We start from the raw sequence: 16,637 nt of genomic DNA, 5'->3' as shown, positions 1-16,637 counted from the left end.
GGCGGTCAGCCGGTCCGTACGACCAGGGCGTAGTCCCCGAGGCCGAGCAGCCGGTCGCCGGGGATCTCGCCCAGGGCCGTGTAGATCTTCTCGACGCGCCCGGTGACCGGGTCGAAGGAGACGTCCTTCACGGTGCCCCGTTCGTCGCCGTCCTCCGTCAGGACCCTGGCGCGCAGGGCCTCATGGTGCGGTGGCGAGGGTGCCGGCGCCGGGTCGGGCGGGAGGTCGGAGCGGACGAGGACGGCGTCGGGTCCGAAGGCGTGGAAGGCGTTCCAGGGGATCGTCGTCTCCTTGCGTCCGCGCGCGGGCGCGATCCGGGCGTGGCTGACCGTGCCGGACGCGGCGTCGACGGTCAGTGACTCGACCACCCCGATCTCGTCCGCACCGCCGAGCGTCACCACCGGCAGCCCGTGGGCCTGGGAGAACATCATCACGGCGCCGTCCCCTTCTCGAACCCGTCCCGGCTCCCGCCGGGAGCCCCCTCCTCGGGCGCGGCGGTCCGGGCCGCGCCGCCCCGGAGGTGGAACGCCTCCACCTGGCTCACGAAACCGGCGAGGTCGTCGGCGACGAACCGGGTGGCGTCGGCCGGGATCACGAGCGCCTGCCCGGAGACGGCCAGCGTCTCGCCCCGCGGCACGAACACCTTGTGCCGGCGGCGCTTGGAGCCGGGCTCCAGCGATTCCCGCGCGGCGATCCGGAACCCCACCACGCGCCCGCTGTCCCCGCCCTCCACCACGACGTCCAGCACCGTGCCGACCTCCGAGCCGGTGTCGGTGAGCACCCTGGCCCCCAGCACCCGGCCGTGCGTCGCCTCCCCCTTGGCGACCACCGCGGCCGGCTCCGCCAGCACCTCGGTGCCGCGGATCATGACCGCGTGCCGGCCGAGCGAGTGCACCGCGTTCCAGGGCAGACTCTGCTTCAGCGGACCCGCCAGCAGCCCCCGCCCGCTGAGCGTGAACCCGGTGACCCGGCCGGCGGGACCGTCGAAGACGGTGTCCTTGATCTGCGCGACGACATCACCGCCCAGCGTGACCACCGGGCGCTTGGTGAGGCCGCGCGCGGCCATCAGCTCGCTCACCGCGTCCCCCTCCTGCCGTCCCTGCCGCTCTTGCCGAACCCGCGTCCCCGCTGCACCGCGATGACGGTCCCCGACCGCCTGCTCGACTGCACCCACACCGTCGCCACCGCCAGCAGTGCCAGGGCACCGACAACGACGACCAGCCACACCCACCAGGCCACCGTCCACCTCCGGTCATTGAGGCCTCCCGGCCGACGTCGGCCGGTCCGGCTCTGTCCATCTGCCCCAGGCGGACGGGAGGATGCGCCCCCGCCGGCACGGGAGGAAGCCCCCTCTCCGGTAAGCGCAACCTGGCCGCTCGGCAGCGGACTTGAGGCCGCCCGAGAGGTACCGGATCGTTACGGCAGGCAATTGTTGCCCAAGGTCAACGACCCGATACGGTAGGCGGACAACTGCTCCACGACGGCCCTGTACGCTGCCGTCCCCTGCGGCTCCCCCAGCCCCGCAGGCGTCCCTGTCCCCAGACATCTCGAAGGATCGCCGTGCATTCAGGTCGGAGTCCAGGTCAGGCGGCCATGTCGCTGTCGGTGCGCGAGGCCGGCCGGTCGACCGTGATCGCAGTCCGCGGGGAGGTGGATCTGGACAACGCGGGGCAGCTGGACGAAGCGATCACCTCGGCGGCGCTGGCCCGGCCGGGGGCGGTGGTCCTCGACCTGTCCGAGGTCACCTTCGCGGACTCGACGACGGTCAACGTCGTCCTGCGCTGCTACGGCGCGATCGGTCCGCGTCTGAGGCCGGCGGCGCTCTCCGCGTACATGGACAGACTGCTGACGATCACCGGCGTCTCCCAGGCGCTGCCCGTGTACGGCACGGTGGCCGAGGCGCTGGAGGCCGCGGACCCCGGACAGGGGTGAACCGCCCGCCTCTCAGGACGCTCCCCGGTCCGGCTCCGGACGCGCGTGGGAGAGGGACGGGCCGAGCGACCACAGTCCGGCCAGCAGCGCCCTGAGATCGGCGTCGGGCATCCGCAGCAGCGCGTCCTTGATCCACTCGGCGCGCTGCCTGTGCACCGTGTCGAGGACGCCGCGGCCGCGGTGCGTCAGGTCCAGGGAGATGCCCCGGCGGTCCTCCGAGATGAGGGAGCGGGTCAGCAGGCCGGCTCTTTCGAGGCTGTCGCACACCCGGCTGGCCCGGGAGCGGCTGATCTGCGCGCGGTCGGCGAACGCCGAGAGGCTCAGGCCGGGACTGCTGCCCACGAGGGTCAGCGCGCGCAGCAGCGACGGCGAGAGCCGGCTGTCGACCGCCGCCGCCGTACGCGCCGACACCGCCACCAGGATCTCCGCAGCCGCCGACAGCTGATCGGCGGCGCGAAACAGTACGTCCTCCCGTATCCGGGGGGTATGGCCTTCCATCTGTCCGAACCTCTGTCGTCGCACCGCACCCGGTGACCGTTCACGCTCTCCGACTGTGGGCCCTGCCCGGTCGCACCGGGATGACACCGGCGCCATGTGGGAATCCTGTGACGAAACTCGCAGGCCCGCTCACCGGCGGCCCGTGGCGCCGGTCCTGTGAACCCCGGGAAAATCGGGGTGACTGGGAAGGAGATCTCGGGGTACGAGCACTGAGCAGCAGTGAGTGACCCACCGGCCTCCGAGAGAGATACGCATGATCGAGCACCTGGGCGGAGCAGTGATACCGACTGGCTTCGACGTGCCCGTGGAACCGCTTCGGCGGACGGCGCACTACACGGGCGAGCCGGGATGCATCGCCGAAGCGCGAGCCTTCGCCGAACTGTTCCTGGAGCAGCTCCGGTCGGAGTGGTGCGCCGAGATCGCCCCGCAGCTCGGCGGCGACCTCCTGCTGATCGTGAGCGAACTGGTCACGAACGCGGACCGGCACAGCCAGGGTCCGTACATCCTGGAACTCGAAGGCACCGACACCTCCGTCGCGGTCTCCGTCTACGACAGCAGCGTGACCCTGCCCCGTCGCTTCCCGCGTGACCCCCAGCGGGTCGGCCGGCACGGGCTGGAGATCGTCCACGCTCTCGCCACCGAGGTCACGGTCGGCCGTGTCCCCGTCGGCAAGTGCGTCAGGGCCGTCGTCGACCTGCGCCCTTGAACCGGATCACCGCAGTGGAAGAACGGCCTCGAAGAGGCACGACGACGAACCACGGACGCCCCACGCGACGGACCGTCCGTGAGGCCGTCCGGTGTGCCGCAGTAGGCTCGCGGGAGTCGACGGCCGGCGCAGGTGATTCGAGGGGATGAGCGTGGCAGATCGTCCGCTGGGGATCAGTGAACGCGGTGTCATGCCTCGCCTCGGCAGCTCCGACCCGCTGTGGGAACTGGACGCGGCCCCCGCGCTGCTGCTGGTCGAGGACGACGCCGGAGACGCCCTGCTGGTGCGCGAGGTCCTCGCCGACAGCGGCCTGCCGATGGACGTCACCTGGTGCAAGTCCCTGGCGGAGGCACGGAGTTTCCTCAGGCGCACGCGGCACGCCGTGTGCGTGCTGCTCGACCTGCACCTGCCGGACACCCACGGACTGAGCGCGGTCCGGCTCGTACGCGACGCGTCGCCCGACGCGGCCGTCGTGGTGCTCACCGGCGTGGCCGAGAACGAGGCGGGCCTCGCCGCGGTCGCCGAGGGCGCACAGGACTTCCTCTCCAAGGACGGCCTGGCACCGGAGTCGCTGAGCCGCGCCGTCCGCTACGCCCTCCAGCGCAAGCAGGTCGAGCGGTCGAGCGCCGAACTCCAGGCGAGCCGGCTGATCGCCCGGGAGAACGCGCGCCTGGAGCGCGGGCTGCTGCCCACGCCCCTGCTGCGCGGCGGCGGCTGCGCGGTGGCCTCCCGCTACAGCCCCGGCCGCGACCACGCCCTGCTCGGCGGGGACTTCTTCGACGTCGTCGAGAGCACGGACGGAACGGTCCACGCGGTGATCGGCGACGTCTCCGGCCACGGTGCCGCCGAGGCCGCCCTCGGGGTCTGCCTGCGCGTGGCCTGGCGGACCGCCGTGCTTTCCGGCTGCGTCGGCACGGACCAGGTCCGCCTCCTGGAGGAGATCCTCAGCGCCGAGCGCGCCGACGACTACATCTTCGCCACGCTCACCATCCTCCGGCTCGACCGGGACCGCAGCAGGCTGCGGGTGATCCGGGCCGGTCATCCCGGGCTCCTGGTACGGACCCCGGCGGGGCTCGACCTGTTCGAGCCGCCCCCCGGTCCCGCGCTCGGACTCATCCCGGACCGGGCCCGGTGGCCCGAGACGGAACTGCCCGCACACGACATCAGCGCCGTGACGCTGTTCACCGACGGCCTCTTCGAGGGCGTGGTGGCACCCGACCGGCGACTGGGAGAAGAAGGACTGCTCGAAGTGGCGAGGAAACACATGGGCCTGCAGGGCCGGCCCTTCGTCGACGCCGTGGTCGACGAGGTCGCGGAGCTGACCGCCGCCCACGGAGGGCTCGCCGACGACGTGGCCGTCCTGCACCTGTCGACGGACGGCGCCTCATGACCCGAGCGGAGCAGACCCCCGGGTCCGACGGTGGCGCGGGCGGCGGTACGGACGAAAGGCCCACGGTCGTCGCACGGCTGAGCGTCCAGGGCTGGATCCTCGTCGTGCTGGCGGTGAACGTGCTGCTGGTCGTCCTCTTCGCGGTGTCGGGCGGCGTCCTCCAGGCCCGTGCGGACGACCGCACCGACCGGCTCAGCGACCACATCCAGCCCGCGCGGTCCAGGGCCTTCCAGCTGGAGACGTCGCTGGTGGACCAGGAGACGGGCGTGCGCGGCTTCGTGCTGAGCAAGGACCCCGGCTTCCTGGAGCCGTACGAGTCCGGGCAGCGGGAGGAGAAGAAGCTGCACGACTTCCTCGTCGACGAACTGGCCGCTTACCCCCGGATCTCCACCGACCTGCGTGAGGTCCGGGAGGCCGGCGAGTCCTGGCGCCGCGACTACGCGCGACCGCTCATCGCGGCGGCCCGCGCCTCCGGGGGACAGGAGAACACCCCCGGCCTGGAGGCGAGCAAGACCAAGTTCGACGAGACCCGGGCCCGCCTGGCCAAGCTGGAGAAGGACATCAGCGAGCTGCGCGACGACACCCGCGCCTCGGCCGAGGACAGCCGTCGGCTCCGCACGTACTTCTTCATCGGCATGCTCGCGGCCTTCCTGGCGAGCGGCGTCGCGCTGACGCTGCTGCTGCGCCGGATCGTCGGACGCCCGCTGCGCGCCCTCGAAGCGGCCTCGACGGAGGTCAGCGGCGGGGACTTCCGGCGCACGATCCGCCTGGAGGGACCGCGCGACCTGGAGGCGGTCGCCAAGGCGGTCGAGGACATGCGCCGGCGCATCGTCGACGAGCTGTCCGAGTCCCAGGGCCGCGAGGTCCTGCTCAAGGAACAGGCGGCGGAACTCGACGCCCAGACACTCGAACTGAAGCGCTCCAACGCCGAGCTGGAGCAGTTCGCCTACGTCGCCTCCCACGACCTCCAGGAACCGCTGCGCAAGGTCGCGTCCTTCTGCCAGCTCCTGGAGAAGCGGTACGGGGACCAGCTGGACGACCGGGCCAAGCAGTACATCGACTTCGCCGTGGACGGCGCCAAGCGGATGCAGGTGCTCATCAACGACCTGCTCACCTTCTCCCGGGTCGGCCGGGTCGGCGAGGAGCACGCCACGGTGGCCCTGGACGCCGTACTGGACCGGGCGCTCGCCAACCTCAGCGTCTCCCTGGAGGAGACCGGCGCCCGGGTGGTGCGCGAGGGACCGCTGCCCTCGGTCACCGGCGACCCCACCACCCTCACGATGCTCTGGCAGAACCTCGTCGGGAACGCGGTGAAGTTCCGCCACCCCGACCGGGCGCCCGAGGTCGTCGTCAGCTGCGAGGCGGAGGGGGAGGACCAGTGGCGGCTGTGCGTGCGCGACAACGGCATCGGCATCGAACCCGAGTTCCGGGAGAAGGTCTTCGTCATCTTCCAGCGCCTGCACGGCCGTGACGAGTACGACGGAACGGGCATCGGACTTGCCCTGTGCCGGAAGATCGTCGAGCATCACGGAGGCGGTATCAGTCTGGACGGCACCGCCGGTGAGGGCACGCGCGTGTGCTTCACCCTGCCCGCGACGCCGCCGGAGCCCATCGACCGGGCCGAGGCCGAGCGTCCACACGAAGGAGCACGCACGTGACGTCCCCCGCGGAACCCATCCAGGTCCTGCTCGTCGAGGACGACCCCGGCGACGAGCTGATGACCCGTGAGGCCTTCGAGGACAACAAGATCCGCAACACCCTGCACGTGGTGCGCGACGGCGAGGAGGCGCTCGACTTCCTCTACCGCCAGAACCAGTACGCGGACGCGCCGCGCCCCGACCTGATCCTGCTCGACCTGAACCTGCCGAAGTACGACGGACGTCAGGTACTGGAGCGCATCAAGTCGGACGACGAGCTGGCGCTGATCCCGGTCGTCGTGCTGACCACGTCCTCGGCCGAGGAGGACATCCTGCGCAGCTACCGACTGCACGCCAACGCGTACGTGACCAAGCCGGTCGACCTCGACCAGTTCATCGCGGCCGTCCGGCAGATCGACGACTTCTTCGTGACCGTGGTCAAGCTGCCCAAGACGACCTGACGGCCCCGGCGGTCATCCGGGGCGCTCGGGCCCGCCCTTGCCCGGCGCACCGGGCACCGGTGCCGCGACGAGGTGTTCCCGCGTCCCCGTCACCTCCAGCAGCCGGTCCAGGCAGACACTCCCGCCCGCCAGCCGGATGCGCGCCCCGGCCTCCCCGGCCAGCCGCCGGACCATGAGCAGCGCGGACAGCCCCATCGCGTCGCAGGACGTGATGTCGGCGCAGTCCAGGCGCAGTTCGGTGGTCCCCGGATGATCGGCGAGCTGCCGGGAGGCGGCCGTCACGAGCAGGTCGGCGCTGTCGCGGTCGAGGGTGCCGCCGAGCCCGATGCGCAGGCTGCGCGGTTCGGCCGCGGACGGGGTGACCTCGAGCTGAGGTGAGGGTGGCGACGGGTTCATACCGGGCTTTCCTGATCCGGGGACAGGGTTCGTGGGGCTGTGGGACACGGCGTCGCGGGCCTCGCGCACCAGGCCGGTGGCCCGGGGGAAGTCACGCAACTGCGCGCACAGCAGGTCCAGGGCGAGCAGCGGCGCCCGCCGCGGCACGTCGCGGGCGCCGAGGACGGCGGCGGTCCACGTCGTGAAACCGGTGAGGAGTTCGGCGTCGTCCGTGTAGAGGCCGGCGGCGAGGGAGTCGACGAGCCGGGCGACGTCCTCGGCGGCGGGCTGGCCCCAGGGCGGGAGCCGTTCCGTCAGACCGGCCAGGACCGCCCCCACCAGCTGCGGCGCCGACCGGGCGACGAGGGTGTACTCCTGGTCGGCGAGATGAGGCAGGCGCGCGACCGGCTCGTGCGGTACCGCCGGAGCGCGGGGCGGTCCGCCGGCCAGCGCGTCCGCCGCGCTGTGGGCGTCGGGCGCCCAGGCGTCGGCGCCCAGCAGACGCGCGTACCGGCCGTCCGCGCCGAACGCCGCGCCGCCGGCCACCACGGGCACGGACGCGCGTTGGCAGGCGGTGATGGTGGCGTGGGCCGTGGGCAGCCGGGTCGTCAGTGAGCCGGACAGTGCCACGGCGTCAGGACCCGTGCGGTGCAGCTGTCGGATCAGCTCCGGAGCCGGAACCCGGGCCCCCAGCCAGTCGACCCGCCAGCCCCGCAGCCGCAGCACCTCGGCGAGGAGCCGGGCGGGCAGGGCATGCCACTCGCCGTCTACGCAGGCCACGGTGATCCGGCCGCGCGTCGGTGCCGCGCGGTGCGCTTCCGGATGCCGGGTGACCGCGGTGACGACCCGGTCGGCGACGGCGGTCGCGGCGTGCTCCCGGGCCACCGGGATCCGGTCGGCGGCCCATGCCTCGCCGACCTGCCGCTGGACGGCGGCGACGACCTCGACGAGGAACGCCTCGGCTGCCATGCCCGAGCCCAGGGCCGCGTCCACCACGGCGAGGGCGGCGGGTTCGTCGCCCGCCAGTGCGGCGGTCCGCAGCGCGTCGGCCCAGGGTCGTCCGGGCCCGCCGGACCGCCCGGCTGTGTACGGTTCCGTCATCCGGCGGACCTGCCGGGCCCCTGACCGTCCACCGCGCTGAACCGGCGGACGCGCGGGGCGCCGACCGCGACCACGGCCATGTCGTCGTGGGCGCCGCCGCCGACCCAGTCGGACGCCAGCATCTGCACCCGTTCCACGACGGCCTCCGTCGGCATGTCGGCGCACCCGGCCAGCGCGTCGCGCAGCCGCTCGTCGCCGAACACATCGTCCCCGAGCGGGCCGCCCCGGGCCTCGGTGATCCCGTCGGTGTAGAGGAGGCAGATCTCGCCCGGCGCGAGGCTCACCGTGGCCGAGCTCACGGTCACCGCGGGCAGCGCGCCGAGCAGGGTGCCACGGGTGCGCGCCTCCTCGACCTGCCCGTCGTGGCGCACGATGAGCGGCGAGAGATGGCCCGCGCTGGATAGGCGCAGCCGCACGTCCCGTCCCCGGCGCAGGACGGAGCACAGCACCAGCGTGGCGAAGCGGGCGTGTCGCGAGGTGAGCAGGGCGCCGTTGAGCAGCGTCAGCATGCGTGAGTGGTCGTCGGCCAGCGGCAGCAGCGCGTGCAGCGAGTTGTGGATCTTGCCGGTCAGCACCGCGGCCTCGAGTCCCTTGCCGCAGACGTCGCCCAGGACGACGAGGGACTCCTCGCCCGAACCGGACGCGGGGTGCACGTCGTAGAAGTCCCCGCCGATCCGCTCGCTCTCCCCGGACGGGCGGTAGCCCGCCGCGAACTCGATGCCCGCGACCGGCGGCAGCGGGGGCGGCAGGAGTTCGCGCATCAGCGTCTTGGTGATGGACGCCTGTTCGGCGTACATCCGGGCCGCCGACAGGGCGGCGCCGGCGCGGGCCGCGAGCAGCCGGGCGAACAGTTCCTCGCTCTCGTCGAAGGAGGCCTGCCCGGACCTGCGCAGCAGGATCAGCGCACCCGCGGGCACGCCGTGTCCCGGCAGCGGCGTGACCACCATGGACCCGACCTCGCCGAAGCCGGGCGGTACCACCCAGTCCGGGGAGGCCGCCGGGTCGATCCAGCGCGAGGGGACGGGCGGGAAGCCTTGGAGTGCCTCTTCGAGGCCGGGGACGTCGGCCGGCGTGCCGGCGGAGCCCGCGCGGACCGGGGTGCCGCCGCGGACGCAGTAGGTGACGGGATGGCGTCGGCCCGCGGCCGGGGCGACGACGAGCGCCGCGTCGGCGAGGTGTTCGGCGGCCAGCCGGGCCGTCACGTCCATGACCCGGGACAGGTTGAGGGAGGACAGCAGGCGGGTGGACGCCTCCACGAGGAACGCGGTGCGCTGCCGCTCCGTCCGCAACTGCGCGTCGGCCAGGCGGTGTGCCGTCTCGTCGACGAACCACCACACGACGGCTCCGTCGCCGCGGACCACGGGGTGCGCGGCGAAGCTGCGCTCTCCGACGGGCCCGTGCGCGGCCGCGGCGTCCGGTCCGTCCGGGCTCGGTTCCGCTCGGAGCCCGCGCAGACGTCGGTGGGCGGCGGTGAACCAGCCGGGGGTCACGTCGTCGATCCGGACGCCGGGCGCGGCACCGGGGAGGACCGCCGCGGCCGCCCGGTTCACCTCGCGTACGGTGCCGTCCGGCGCGGCGATCAGGACGGGTCAGGGAGCGGCGTACCAGGCGGCGTCCGCCTCGGCACGGTCCGCCGGAGCGCGGGGACTCGGGGGAATTTCCAGTGGATTGACCACATATGCGGAACTCGCGGGGCGGGCTCCTTCACCTCTCAGTGTCGATGACACGTCCTGGTCGGGTGCCCCGCCCACGGCATTTCAGGCCGTCGCCTCTCCCGGAACGGCAGTTGGGGGTTACGGATGCGCCCCTGCGACGTGTGCGACATCACGGGGGAGTGAGAGGTCCATGAAGTCGGCGACTCGGGGCACAGTGAGGGGGGCGGCACGTCCTTGCCGGCCAGGAGATCCACAGTCGAGACGCAAGGGTGGGGCCGACCATGGCGAGAAGCAGGGCCGGACTGCGAACGGGCGGCGGGATCCGCGGTCTGCCGGCCGTCCGGAAGGTGATGCGGGCGGGCCTGCGCAGCACGGGTGCGCCCGGCCGGGGGAGGGTCGTGGCGGGCGGGCTGCTGTGGGGCGCGGCGGCCGCGGCCCTCGGCGCCTCGGGAGACCGGACTGCACGCCGCGCGGCACTGCGTGGCATCGGCACCGTCGCGATCGCGTCGACGGCGACCCGCGCCCTCGCACGCCCGGCGGCGCGCAAGGTGCAGCCGCTGGAGGCGGCCGGACACGCGGCCTCCGCCGCCGCGTTCGCCGCGGGCGTCGTCCTCGAAGCACCCCGCTACGGTCTGCTCGTCGTCCCCGGCGCCGTCGCGCTCACCATGGCCCGCATACGGTCCCGCGTCCGGCACCCGGGAGACGTGGCCGTCGGCGTCGCGATCGGGGTCGGCGCCGCCGCGCTGACCGCGCGTTGGTGGCCGGTGAAGCCGGAGGCGGCCGCCGCCGCGGCACCACCGCGCAGGCCCGCACCGGCCCTGCCCGAGGGCGCCGGGCTGCACATCGTCGTCAACCCCTCCTCGGGTCTGTCCCGGAACACCGAGACACCCGACGTGGCCGAGCACCTGCGCACCCTGCTGCCGAAGGCCGAGATCCTGCTTCCGCAGCAGGGTCAGCCCCTGCCCGAACTGCTGGAGCAGGCCGCGCGACGGGCGAAGGAACAGGGAGGTGCGCTCGGCGCCTGTGGCGGGGACGGCACGGTGAACGCCGCGACCGAGGCGGCGGCCCGGCTCGGCGTACCCCTCGCGGTGTTCCCGGGCGGCACGTTCAACCACTTCGCCGTGGACCTCGGCAACCAGTCCGCCGAGGATGTCGCCCGGGCCGTGCAGGACGGCGACGCGGTCGTCGCGGACCTCGGGCGGGCCAAGACCCCGGGCGGGCCCGAGCAGATCTTCGTCAACACCTTCAGCCTGGGCGTCTACTCGGACCTGGTCAGCGCGCGGGAACTGCTGGAGAAGCGGATCGGGAAGTGGCCCGCGCTCGTGGTCGGCCTAGCCAAGGTCCTCGCGACAGGCAGCCCGGTGAGCGTGTCGGTCAACGGGAGCCCGAAGCGGCTGTGGCTCCTGTTCGCCGGCAACGGCCTCTACCACCCGGCCGGCTTCGCGCCGACGTACCGGACGCAGCTGGACGACGGGCTGCTGGACGTCCGTGCCGTCGACGGCGGCACGCCCTTCGCGCGCACCCGCCTGCTGATCGCCGTCCTGACCGGCACCCTGCACAACAGCCGCGTCCTGACCACGGCCCAGGTCCGCAGCCTGCGGCTCGAAGTGCGGCACGGCGACCCGCGGTTCTCCTACGACGGTGAGGTGACCAGCGCCGCGGCGCCCCGGCTGGTCCTGGACAAGCTGACGCGTGCGGTGACCCTGTACCGGCCCGCCGACAAGGACCAGTGGCTGCGCTGAGCCGGACCGTCCGCGACATCCGAAAGGCCGGTGGCGCCACCCCTGACAAAGAAGGGGTGGCGCCACCGGCCTTTCGGATGTCGCGGTGGAGGCGGACCGTCAGGCCCGCTCGACGCGCTCCACGTCACTGAGCATGCCGTTGCGCAGCTGCTCGATGATCCGCTTGATCAGTCGCGAGACGTGCATCTGGGAGCAGCCGAGGCGTTCTCCTATTTCCGCCTGGGTGGCTTCCTCCACGAACCGCAGGTGGATGATCTGCCGGTCGCGCTCACTGAGCTCCGCCACCAGCGGGGCCAGCGTGTGGAAGTCCTCGACGAGGCGCATGCCGTCGTCCTCGACGCCGATGAAGTCGGCGAGGACGGCTTCCCCGTCCTGGGTGCCGTCGCCCGTGAGGGCGGCGTCCAGGGAGGAGGAGTTGTACCCGTTCGAGGCGATCTGCGCCTCCACGACCTCCTGCTCCGACAGGTTCATGAGGGTGGCCAGTTCGGCGACGCTCGGGTCGCGGTCCAGGCGGCTGGAGAGTTCCTCGCGCGCCTTGGCCAGTTCCACGCGCAGTTCCTGGAGGCGGCGCGGGACGTGCACCGCCCACGTCGTGTCACGGAAGAAGCGCTTGATCTCGCCGACGATGTACGGCAGCGCGAAGGACGTGAACTCGACCTCGCGCGAGATCTCGAAGCGGTCGATGGCCTTGATCAGGCCGATCATCCCGACCTGGGCGATGTCCTCCAGGTCGTCGCCGCGGTGCCGGAAGCGGCCCGCCGCGAAGCGGACCAGCGACATGTTCATCTCGATCAGCGTGTTGCGCGCGTACTGGTACTCGTGCGTGCCCTCTTCGAGTTCCGCGAGGCGCTGGAAGAACTGTCGGGACAACTCCCTCGCGTCGCGGGGAGCCACGGCGCGCGGATCCTCGACGACCGGCAGAGCCTCCTGACACGTTCCGGTCCGGGCGGACTCCTGGGTGACCTTCGACCGGCTCACGGCGGTGACGGTGTCCATTACCTCTCCCACGAAACTGTTCGCCCTTCCAAACGTCGTGTCTCGCGACTACCCCGTAAGTGCGAACCCATGTCTGCTGATTCGGGGCGAGTTTTCTGACGGACCGTCAGCTCGCCAGTACGGAGTCGTCGGACGTGCGGGCTCCCGGCAGCCGGTGGCGGGCGGCGATGAGGGCCGCGTCCACGTCGTTGGTACCGGTCGCGACGCAGAGCGTGTACGCCAGGTCGTCCATGCGGCGGCGGACTTCGGCGCCCCCGCTCTCGGCGTGCAGCACCCGCAGCGTGTCGTACTGCTCGACGAGGTTGTCCAGGACGGCGGGGTGGGCCATCAGCACGGTGTTCTCCCGGTGGATAGTCGTCGACGGTGATCGACCGTCGATGGTGATCGTTCTCGACGCCCCCTACCCGGCGCCTGATGCCGTACGCCGTGCCCAAGGGCCCGAGTCCGCCGGGCCCTTCGCCCCCGTACCCGTGGGCCGTTGGTCCCGCCGACACGCACAACGCCTGAGCGGGCCCGCCGTTACGGACCACGCGGGCCCGGTTTGGGCCTCACGTGCGGCGAGGGTCCCGGCCCGCCACCGCGGCGGGCCGGGACCCTGTCGCCTTCGGCGCGGCCGGGGCGACACCCGGCCGGCGGGGGAGACGCGCGGCCGGGCCGCGACCGCGCGCCACCGGGGCGTCACTCGTCGATGGCCGCCCCGAAGGCCGCGTCGAGCGAAGGCGCCCCGAGCGAGGCCGCGTCGAACGTCCAGGACCCCGTCGCCGAGATGCCGCCGGCTCCGGCGGAGAGCACCCACACGAAGCCGTCGCCCGTGTTCTCGCCGGGCGCGGACGCCAGCAGCCCGAAGCGGCCGTCGGCGTTCGGGTCGGTCAGCCGGACCTGCCCGCCCCATTTGTCGCCCTTCTCGACGACGCCGGGGACGTTCGCCGAGTTCTGGTCCCAGGACTTGGCGCCGCTCGCGGTGAGCCCGGCGGCCGTACCGCGCAGCACCCAGACGGCACCCGCGTCCGCGACCGTGCCGACGTCCTCGCCGGACGCGCCCACGGCCACGTCCGCGTAACCGTCGCCGTCGGTGTCCGCGACGGACAGGTCGGTACCCCAGCCGTCGCCGGCCTCGGCGGTCCCGGGGACGCCGGGGGAGTCCTGCGTCCACCACTGGGGTTCGGCCGCGGGCCCGTCGGGGCCTCCGTGACGCACGCCGAGGAGGCCACCGGTCATCGACTCGCCCCCGTCGTCGGGGGAGTGCGGCTCACCGGTGACCAGGTCGTCGTAGCCGTCGCCGTCGATGTCACCGGACGCGGCGACCGGGCCGCCGCGCAGGTCGCGCTCGTACGTCAGCCCGTCCGCCTGTCCGGACAGCAGCGCCGACCAGCCGTGCCCCGGTTCGCCGCCCACGGTCACGCCGGACACGACGAGGTCGGCGTAGCCGTTGTCGTCGTAGTCGCCGGTGGTGAGCGACTTGGGGAGGATGTCGCGTTCCTCCGCCTGTGCGGAGAGCCGCTGCCGCGATTCGCGCTTGAGGGCGCTGGGCGAGCCCGCGTCGTAGCCGAACAGCTCCAGGTCGTCCCGGTCGAGTACGGCGAGCAGATCGCCCGGGGTCTCGGCGGTGAAGTGGGCGGCGGCCAGTCCCGAGCCGAACCGCTCGCCCGCGGTGGGTTCCTGGGTCTCCAGCCAGTCGCTGGCGGAGCCGGTGAGCCCGGACGCGGACCCCCACAGGATCGCGACACCGCCCGCGTCCTTGACGGTGCCGAGGTCCTCACCGGGGATGCCGACGACCGCGTCGTCGTAGCCGTCGCCGTCCAGGTCGCCGGTCGCCACCGAGGATCCGAAGCCGTCGGCGGGCTCGGCGGCGCCCGCGACACCGGACGTGGACTGGCTGAACCGCGCGGCGTTGCCGGTGCCGATGCCTCTGGACGACCCGTACTGCACGGTGACCAGGCCGGCGCCCTTCTGGCTGCTGACGGTCGCGCCCGGCGCGCCGACCAGGACGTCCTCGTAGCCGTCGCCGTTGAAGTCGCTGTTGCGGTCGTCGGCGTGGGTGCCGCCCGGTGTCCCCGCGTAGGCGGAGGGGGCGGCCGCGATGGCGGCACCGGTCACGAGAAGGAATGAGGCCGCGGCGAGGGCGGCCGAACGGTTCTTGCGCACGAGCGGCTCCTTGGAGAAAGGATGGCCGGGCAGCGCCGGGGGGTGTCCGGAAAGGGCCCGTTCCTTGTCCGGCGCCCTGTTCGACACCGCGTGCGGCGCAAGGGTTGTACGCCGGAGCGGCCCGGAACCGGAGCGGGCACGGTCTGTTTCCGGCCAGGGAGGACGAGGCGCGCGCACACCGGTCCCGTCGACTTCGTACGTAGGCGCGGCGCCCCGGCGGGTGGGACGTCGGGGGCCCGGCGGCTCAGCGGACGTCGGCGGCGGGCCGCTCGACGGTGATCAGCTCGTGCAGGTAGCGCTTCGTGATGCGGCCCGCGTGGCGCGTGTCGATCAGCTCGCGCAGGCACGCGAGGAGACCGTCCCGCGCGGTGGCCTCCAGCGCCAGATGACCCGAGTACGTCATCAGCACGTCGAGGTACTCGGCCGCGGAGTAGCCGATCTCCCGTGCGTGGCGGCTCGACGTGACCGGACCCAGCTGCTCCAGCTCGCGCGTGTCGGTGGCAGTCTCCGCCTCGTCCACCAGGCGCAGGCCCGGCGGGGTCGCCGGGTCCCAGCGCTCGTAACAGCCCTGCGCCCGGGCGAAGAAGGCGTCGCTGCCGCCGGCCACGTGGTGCGTGGTGACCAGGGCGAGGCAGCCGCCCGGCCGCAGCGCCCGCGCCGACTTGGCCACGCGCACGGCCGGGTCGATCCAGTGGAAGGCGGTGGCGCTGACCACCAGGTCGAAGGGCTCGTCGGGCAGGGGCCAGTCCTCGAAGGAGCCCACCTCGACGTGGACGCGCGGGAAACCGCTCAGGTTGCGCCGGGCGACCGCCGCCAGCGAGGGGCCCCGCTCCACGGCGGTGATCTCGCAGCCGGACTCGGCGAGCGCCGCGGTGAGCTGGCCCGTGCCCGGCCCCAGTTCGAGGACCCGGCTGTCCGGACCGAGCCCCGCCCGCTCGACGAGCTCGGCCGTCAGGGCGGGCGGGTACGACGGTCGTGCCCGGTCGTACCGCTCGGCCGCCCCGTCGAACGTGTCCCGCAGTTCCATGACCCCGCCTCCCGGACCTGTCCCCCCCCGGCACGGTGTCACGAGTCGCGGTTCCACCGACAGCGGAACGCCGATCTCCCGGCGCGCGGCGCTTCTACGCTGGGAGGGTGAGCAACCACGTGCCGAACGAAGCCCGCGTCATTCCCCTCCGCCCGGCGGCGGGGTCCTCGTCGAGCGCCCCCGCGGCCCGCGCGCCGCAGGGCCCGCGACCGGTCGGCCCGCCCCAGGGGGCGCCCGGTGGCCGGCCGGCGCCCAAGGAGCCCCTGCTCCGTGACCTCGTCGGTGACGTGCTGCGCCGCGAGCGACTCGCCCAGGAGCGCACGCTCCAGGACGTCGCCGATGCCGCCCGGATCTCGATGCCGTATCTCTCCGAGCTGGAGCGGGGCCGCAAGGAGGCCTCGTCCGAGGTCCTCGCCGCTGCCGCCCGCGCCCTGGGTCTCGGCCTCGGCGATCTGCTGTCCCTCGCCCAGGGCGAACTCACGCGCCTCGCCCTGCCCCGCTCGACCGGCGCCCGCGCCGGTCACGGCCGGCGCACGTCGTCGACCGCGCCGTACAACGGCCTGTGCCTGGCGGCCTGACCGAAACCGACGAACCGGCCGCCCGAGAAGTCGGCCGGCCGGCGGCCCGGTGACCCGGACGGCTCTCCCCGCCCGACCGACGCCGCACCCGGCGCCGAGGAACGGGGACCGCCCCTCGGCGCCGGGTGCGGCGTCGGTCGTCGAGGGCAGGGCGCCGACGTTCTGTTCGGCCGCGACGGGCACGCTTCCCTCGGGGCCGCGACCGGCCCTGCGCCGCCCCTGTCGGGACGCGTATGGCGTGCGCCGAGGCGCTGGTCGGGGCGCGAAGTCGGACGCCTCCGCCGGGACGTGACCGGCCGGGCTCGACGCCCCGACGGGACGTAACCCTCGGTGCGGCGACGCCTCCGCCGGGCCGGGAACGGCCTGCGCTCCGACGCGCCGGTCGAGACGCGAC

Annotated in this window: 16 protein-coding genes and 2 pseudogenes; 7 read left to right on the top strand and 11 right to left on the bottom strand. The window is 73.4% G+C overall.

Annotated elements, in window-relative coordinates; genetic code table 11:
• Window positions 1–5 precede the first annotated feature (5 nt).
• The 3 genes from ACZ4VA_RS11075 to ACZ4VA_RS11065 are packed head-to-tail and all read right to left on the bottom strand — an operon-like array spanning window position 6 to window position 1,239.
• Entirely contained in the window at window positions 6–431 is a 426-nt protein-coding gene (locus tag ACZ4VA_RS11075; protein ID WP_356243540.1) for a PRC-barrel domain-containing protein, read from the bottom strand.
• The gene (locus tag ACZ4VA_RS11070; RefSeq protein WP_355782187.1) at window positions 431–1,078 is read right to left on the bottom strand and encodes a PRC-barrel domain-containing protein; all 648 of its coding nucleotides are present in this window, start codon (window positions 1,076–1,078) and stop codon (window positions 431–433) included. The genes ACZ4VA_RS11075 and ACZ4VA_RS11070 overlap by 1 nt, the downstream gene beginning before the upstream one ends.
• Window positions 1,075–1,239 carry a hypothetical protein gene (locus ACZ4VA_RS11065; protein ID WP_355782185.1) on the bottom strand — a complete coding sequence of 55 codons (165 nt, stop codon included), beginning with the start codon at window positions 1,237–1,239 and terminating at the stop codon, window positions 1,075–1,077. The genes ACZ4VA_RS11070 and ACZ4VA_RS11065 overlap by 4 nt, the downstream gene beginning before the upstream one ends.
• 354 nt (window positions 1,240–1,593) lie before the next feature.
• Between ACZ4VA_RS11065 and ACZ4VA_RS11060 the strand changes: the two genes are divergently transcribed.
• The gene (locus tag ACZ4VA_RS11060; protein ID WP_355782182.1) at window positions 1,594–1,932 is read left to right on the top strand and encodes an STAS domain-containing protein; all 339 of its coding nucleotides are present in this window, start codon (window positions 1,594–1,596) and stop codon (window positions 1,930–1,932) included.
• A 12-nt stretch (window positions 1,933–1,944) separates the two neighbouring features.
• Here the strand turns inward: ACZ4VA_RS11060 and ACZ4VA_RS11055 are convergent, their stop codons facing one another.
• On the bottom strand, window positions 1,945–2,430 hold the full coding sequence (locus ACZ4VA_RS11055) for a MarR family winged helix-turn-helix transcriptional regulator (protein ID WP_355782179.1): 486 nt from the start codon (window positions 2,428–2,430) through the stop codon (window positions 1,945–1,947).
• Window positions 2,431–2,683: 253 nt separating this feature from the next.
• Between ACZ4VA_RS11055 and ACZ4VA_RS11050 the strand changes: the two genes are divergently transcribed.
• The 4 genes from ACZ4VA_RS11050 (at window position 2,684) to ACZ4VA_RS11035 (ending at window position 6,624) form a co-directional block, all read left to right on the top strand.
• Complete coding sequence (locus ACZ4VA_RS11050) at window positions 2,684–3,136, top strand: ATP-binding protein (RefSeq protein ID WP_355782176.1); 453 nt, start codon at window positions 2,684–2,686, stop codon at window positions 3,134–3,136.
• Window positions 3,137–3,326: 190 nt separating this feature from the next.
• Window positions 3,327–4,526, top strand: a complete 1,200-nt coding sequence (locus ACZ4VA_RS11045; protein ID WP_355782192.1) for a PP2C family protein-serine/threonine phosphatase — start codon at window positions 3,327–3,329, stop codon at window positions 4,524–4,526.
• Complete coding sequence (locus ACZ4VA_RS11040; RefSeq protein WP_356164187.1) at window positions 4,523–6,184, top strand: sensor histidine kinase; 1,662 nt, start codon at window positions 4,523–4,525, stop codon at window positions 6,182–6,184. The genes ACZ4VA_RS11045 and ACZ4VA_RS11040 overlap by 4 nt, the downstream gene beginning before the upstream one ends.
• On the top strand, window positions 6,181–6,624 hold the full coding sequence (locus tag ACZ4VA_RS11035) for a response regulator (protein WP_355794499.1): 444 nt from the start codon (window positions 6,181–6,183) through the stop codon (window positions 6,622–6,624). The genes ACZ4VA_RS11040 and ACZ4VA_RS11035 overlap by 4 nt, the downstream gene beginning before the upstream one ends.
• Before the next feature lie 12 nt (window positions 6,625–6,636).
• Here ACZ4VA_RS11035 and ACZ4VA_RS11030 read toward each other — a convergent pair.
• The 3 genes and pseudogenes from ACZ4VA_RS11030 to ACZ4VA_RS11020 form a co-directional block, all read right to left on the bottom strand.
• Window positions 6,637–6,933 (bottom strand): annotated as a pseudogene (locus ACZ4VA_RS11030) (STAS domain-containing protein); the annotation flags it as partial.
• Between the two features lie 123 nt (window positions 6,934–7,056).
• Window positions 7,057–8,100: pseudogene (locus ACZ4VA_RS11025) on the bottom strand (cobalamin B12-binding domain-containing protein); the annotation flags it as partial.
• Window positions 8,097–9,650, bottom strand: a complete 1,554-nt coding sequence (locus tag ACZ4VA_RS11020; RefSeq protein WP_468080894.1) for a PP2C family protein-serine/threonine phosphatase — start codon at window positions 9,648–9,650, stop codon at window positions 8,097–8,099. The pseudogene ACZ4VA_RS11025 and the gene ACZ4VA_RS11020, both read right to left, overlap by 4 nt.
• 386 nt (window positions 9,651–10,036) lie before the next feature.
• Here ACZ4VA_RS11020 and ACZ4VA_RS11015 point away from each other — a divergent pair, with 386 nt between their 5' ends.
• Window positions 10,037–11,497 carry a diacylglycerol/lipid kinase family protein gene (locus ACZ4VA_RS11015; protein WP_356164185.1) on the top strand — a complete coding sequence of 487 codons (1,461 nt, stop codon included), beginning with the start codon at window positions 10,037–10,039 and terminating at the stop codon, window positions 11,495–11,497.
• 99 nt (window positions 11,498–11,596) lie between these two features.
• Here ACZ4VA_RS11015 and ACZ4VA_RS11010 read toward each other — a convergent pair whose 3' ends face one another.
• The 4 genes from ACZ4VA_RS11010 to ACZ4VA_RS10995 all read right to left on the bottom strand — a co-directional run bounded on the left by ACZ4VA_RS11010 (window position 11,597) and on the right by ACZ4VA_RS10995 (window position 15,665).
• The gene (locus ACZ4VA_RS11010; protein WP_356243406.1) at window positions 11,597–12,493 is read right to left on the bottom strand and encodes an RNA polymerase sigma factor SigF; all 897 of its coding nucleotides are present in this window, start codon (window positions 12,491–12,493) and stop codon (window positions 11,597–11,599) included.
• Between the two features lie 106 nt (window positions 12,494–12,599).
• A complete protein-coding gene (locus ACZ4VA_RS11005) occupies window positions 12,600–12,827 on the bottom strand; it encodes a DUF5133 domain-containing protein (protein WP_356164183.1) in 228 nt (75 codons plus the stop codon).
• A 344-nt stretch (window positions 12,828–13,171) separates the two neighbouring features.
• A complete protein-coding gene (locus ACZ4VA_RS11000; RefSeq protein WP_452921162.1) occupies window positions 13,172–14,638 on the bottom strand; it encodes an esterase in 1,467 nt (488 codons plus the stop codon).
• Between the two features lie 244 nt (window positions 14,639–14,882).
• Window positions 14,883–15,665: a class I SAM-dependent methyltransferase gene (locus tag ACZ4VA_RS10995; protein ID WP_355783833.1), complete on the bottom strand. Its 783-nt coding sequence runs from the start codon at window positions 15,663–15,665 to the stop codon at window positions 14,883–14,885.
• Window positions 15,666–15,772: 107 nt separating this feature from the next.
• On the opposite strand from ACZ4VA_RS10995, the gene ACZ4VA_RS10990 reads away from it, so the two are divergent.
• Window positions 15,773–16,243 carry a helix-turn-helix domain-containing protein gene (locus ACZ4VA_RS10990; protein ID WP_356164177.1) on the top strand — a complete coding sequence of 157 codons (471 nt, stop codon included), beginning with the start codon at window positions 15,773–15,775 and terminating at the stop codon, window positions 16,241–16,243.
• The last annotated feature ends 394 nt before the right edge of the window (window positions 16,244–16,637 follow it).

The organism is Streptomyces sp. NPDC028308, from assembly GCF_055565855.1.
This window is presented reverse-complemented; position numbering and strand designations above follow the sequence as displayed.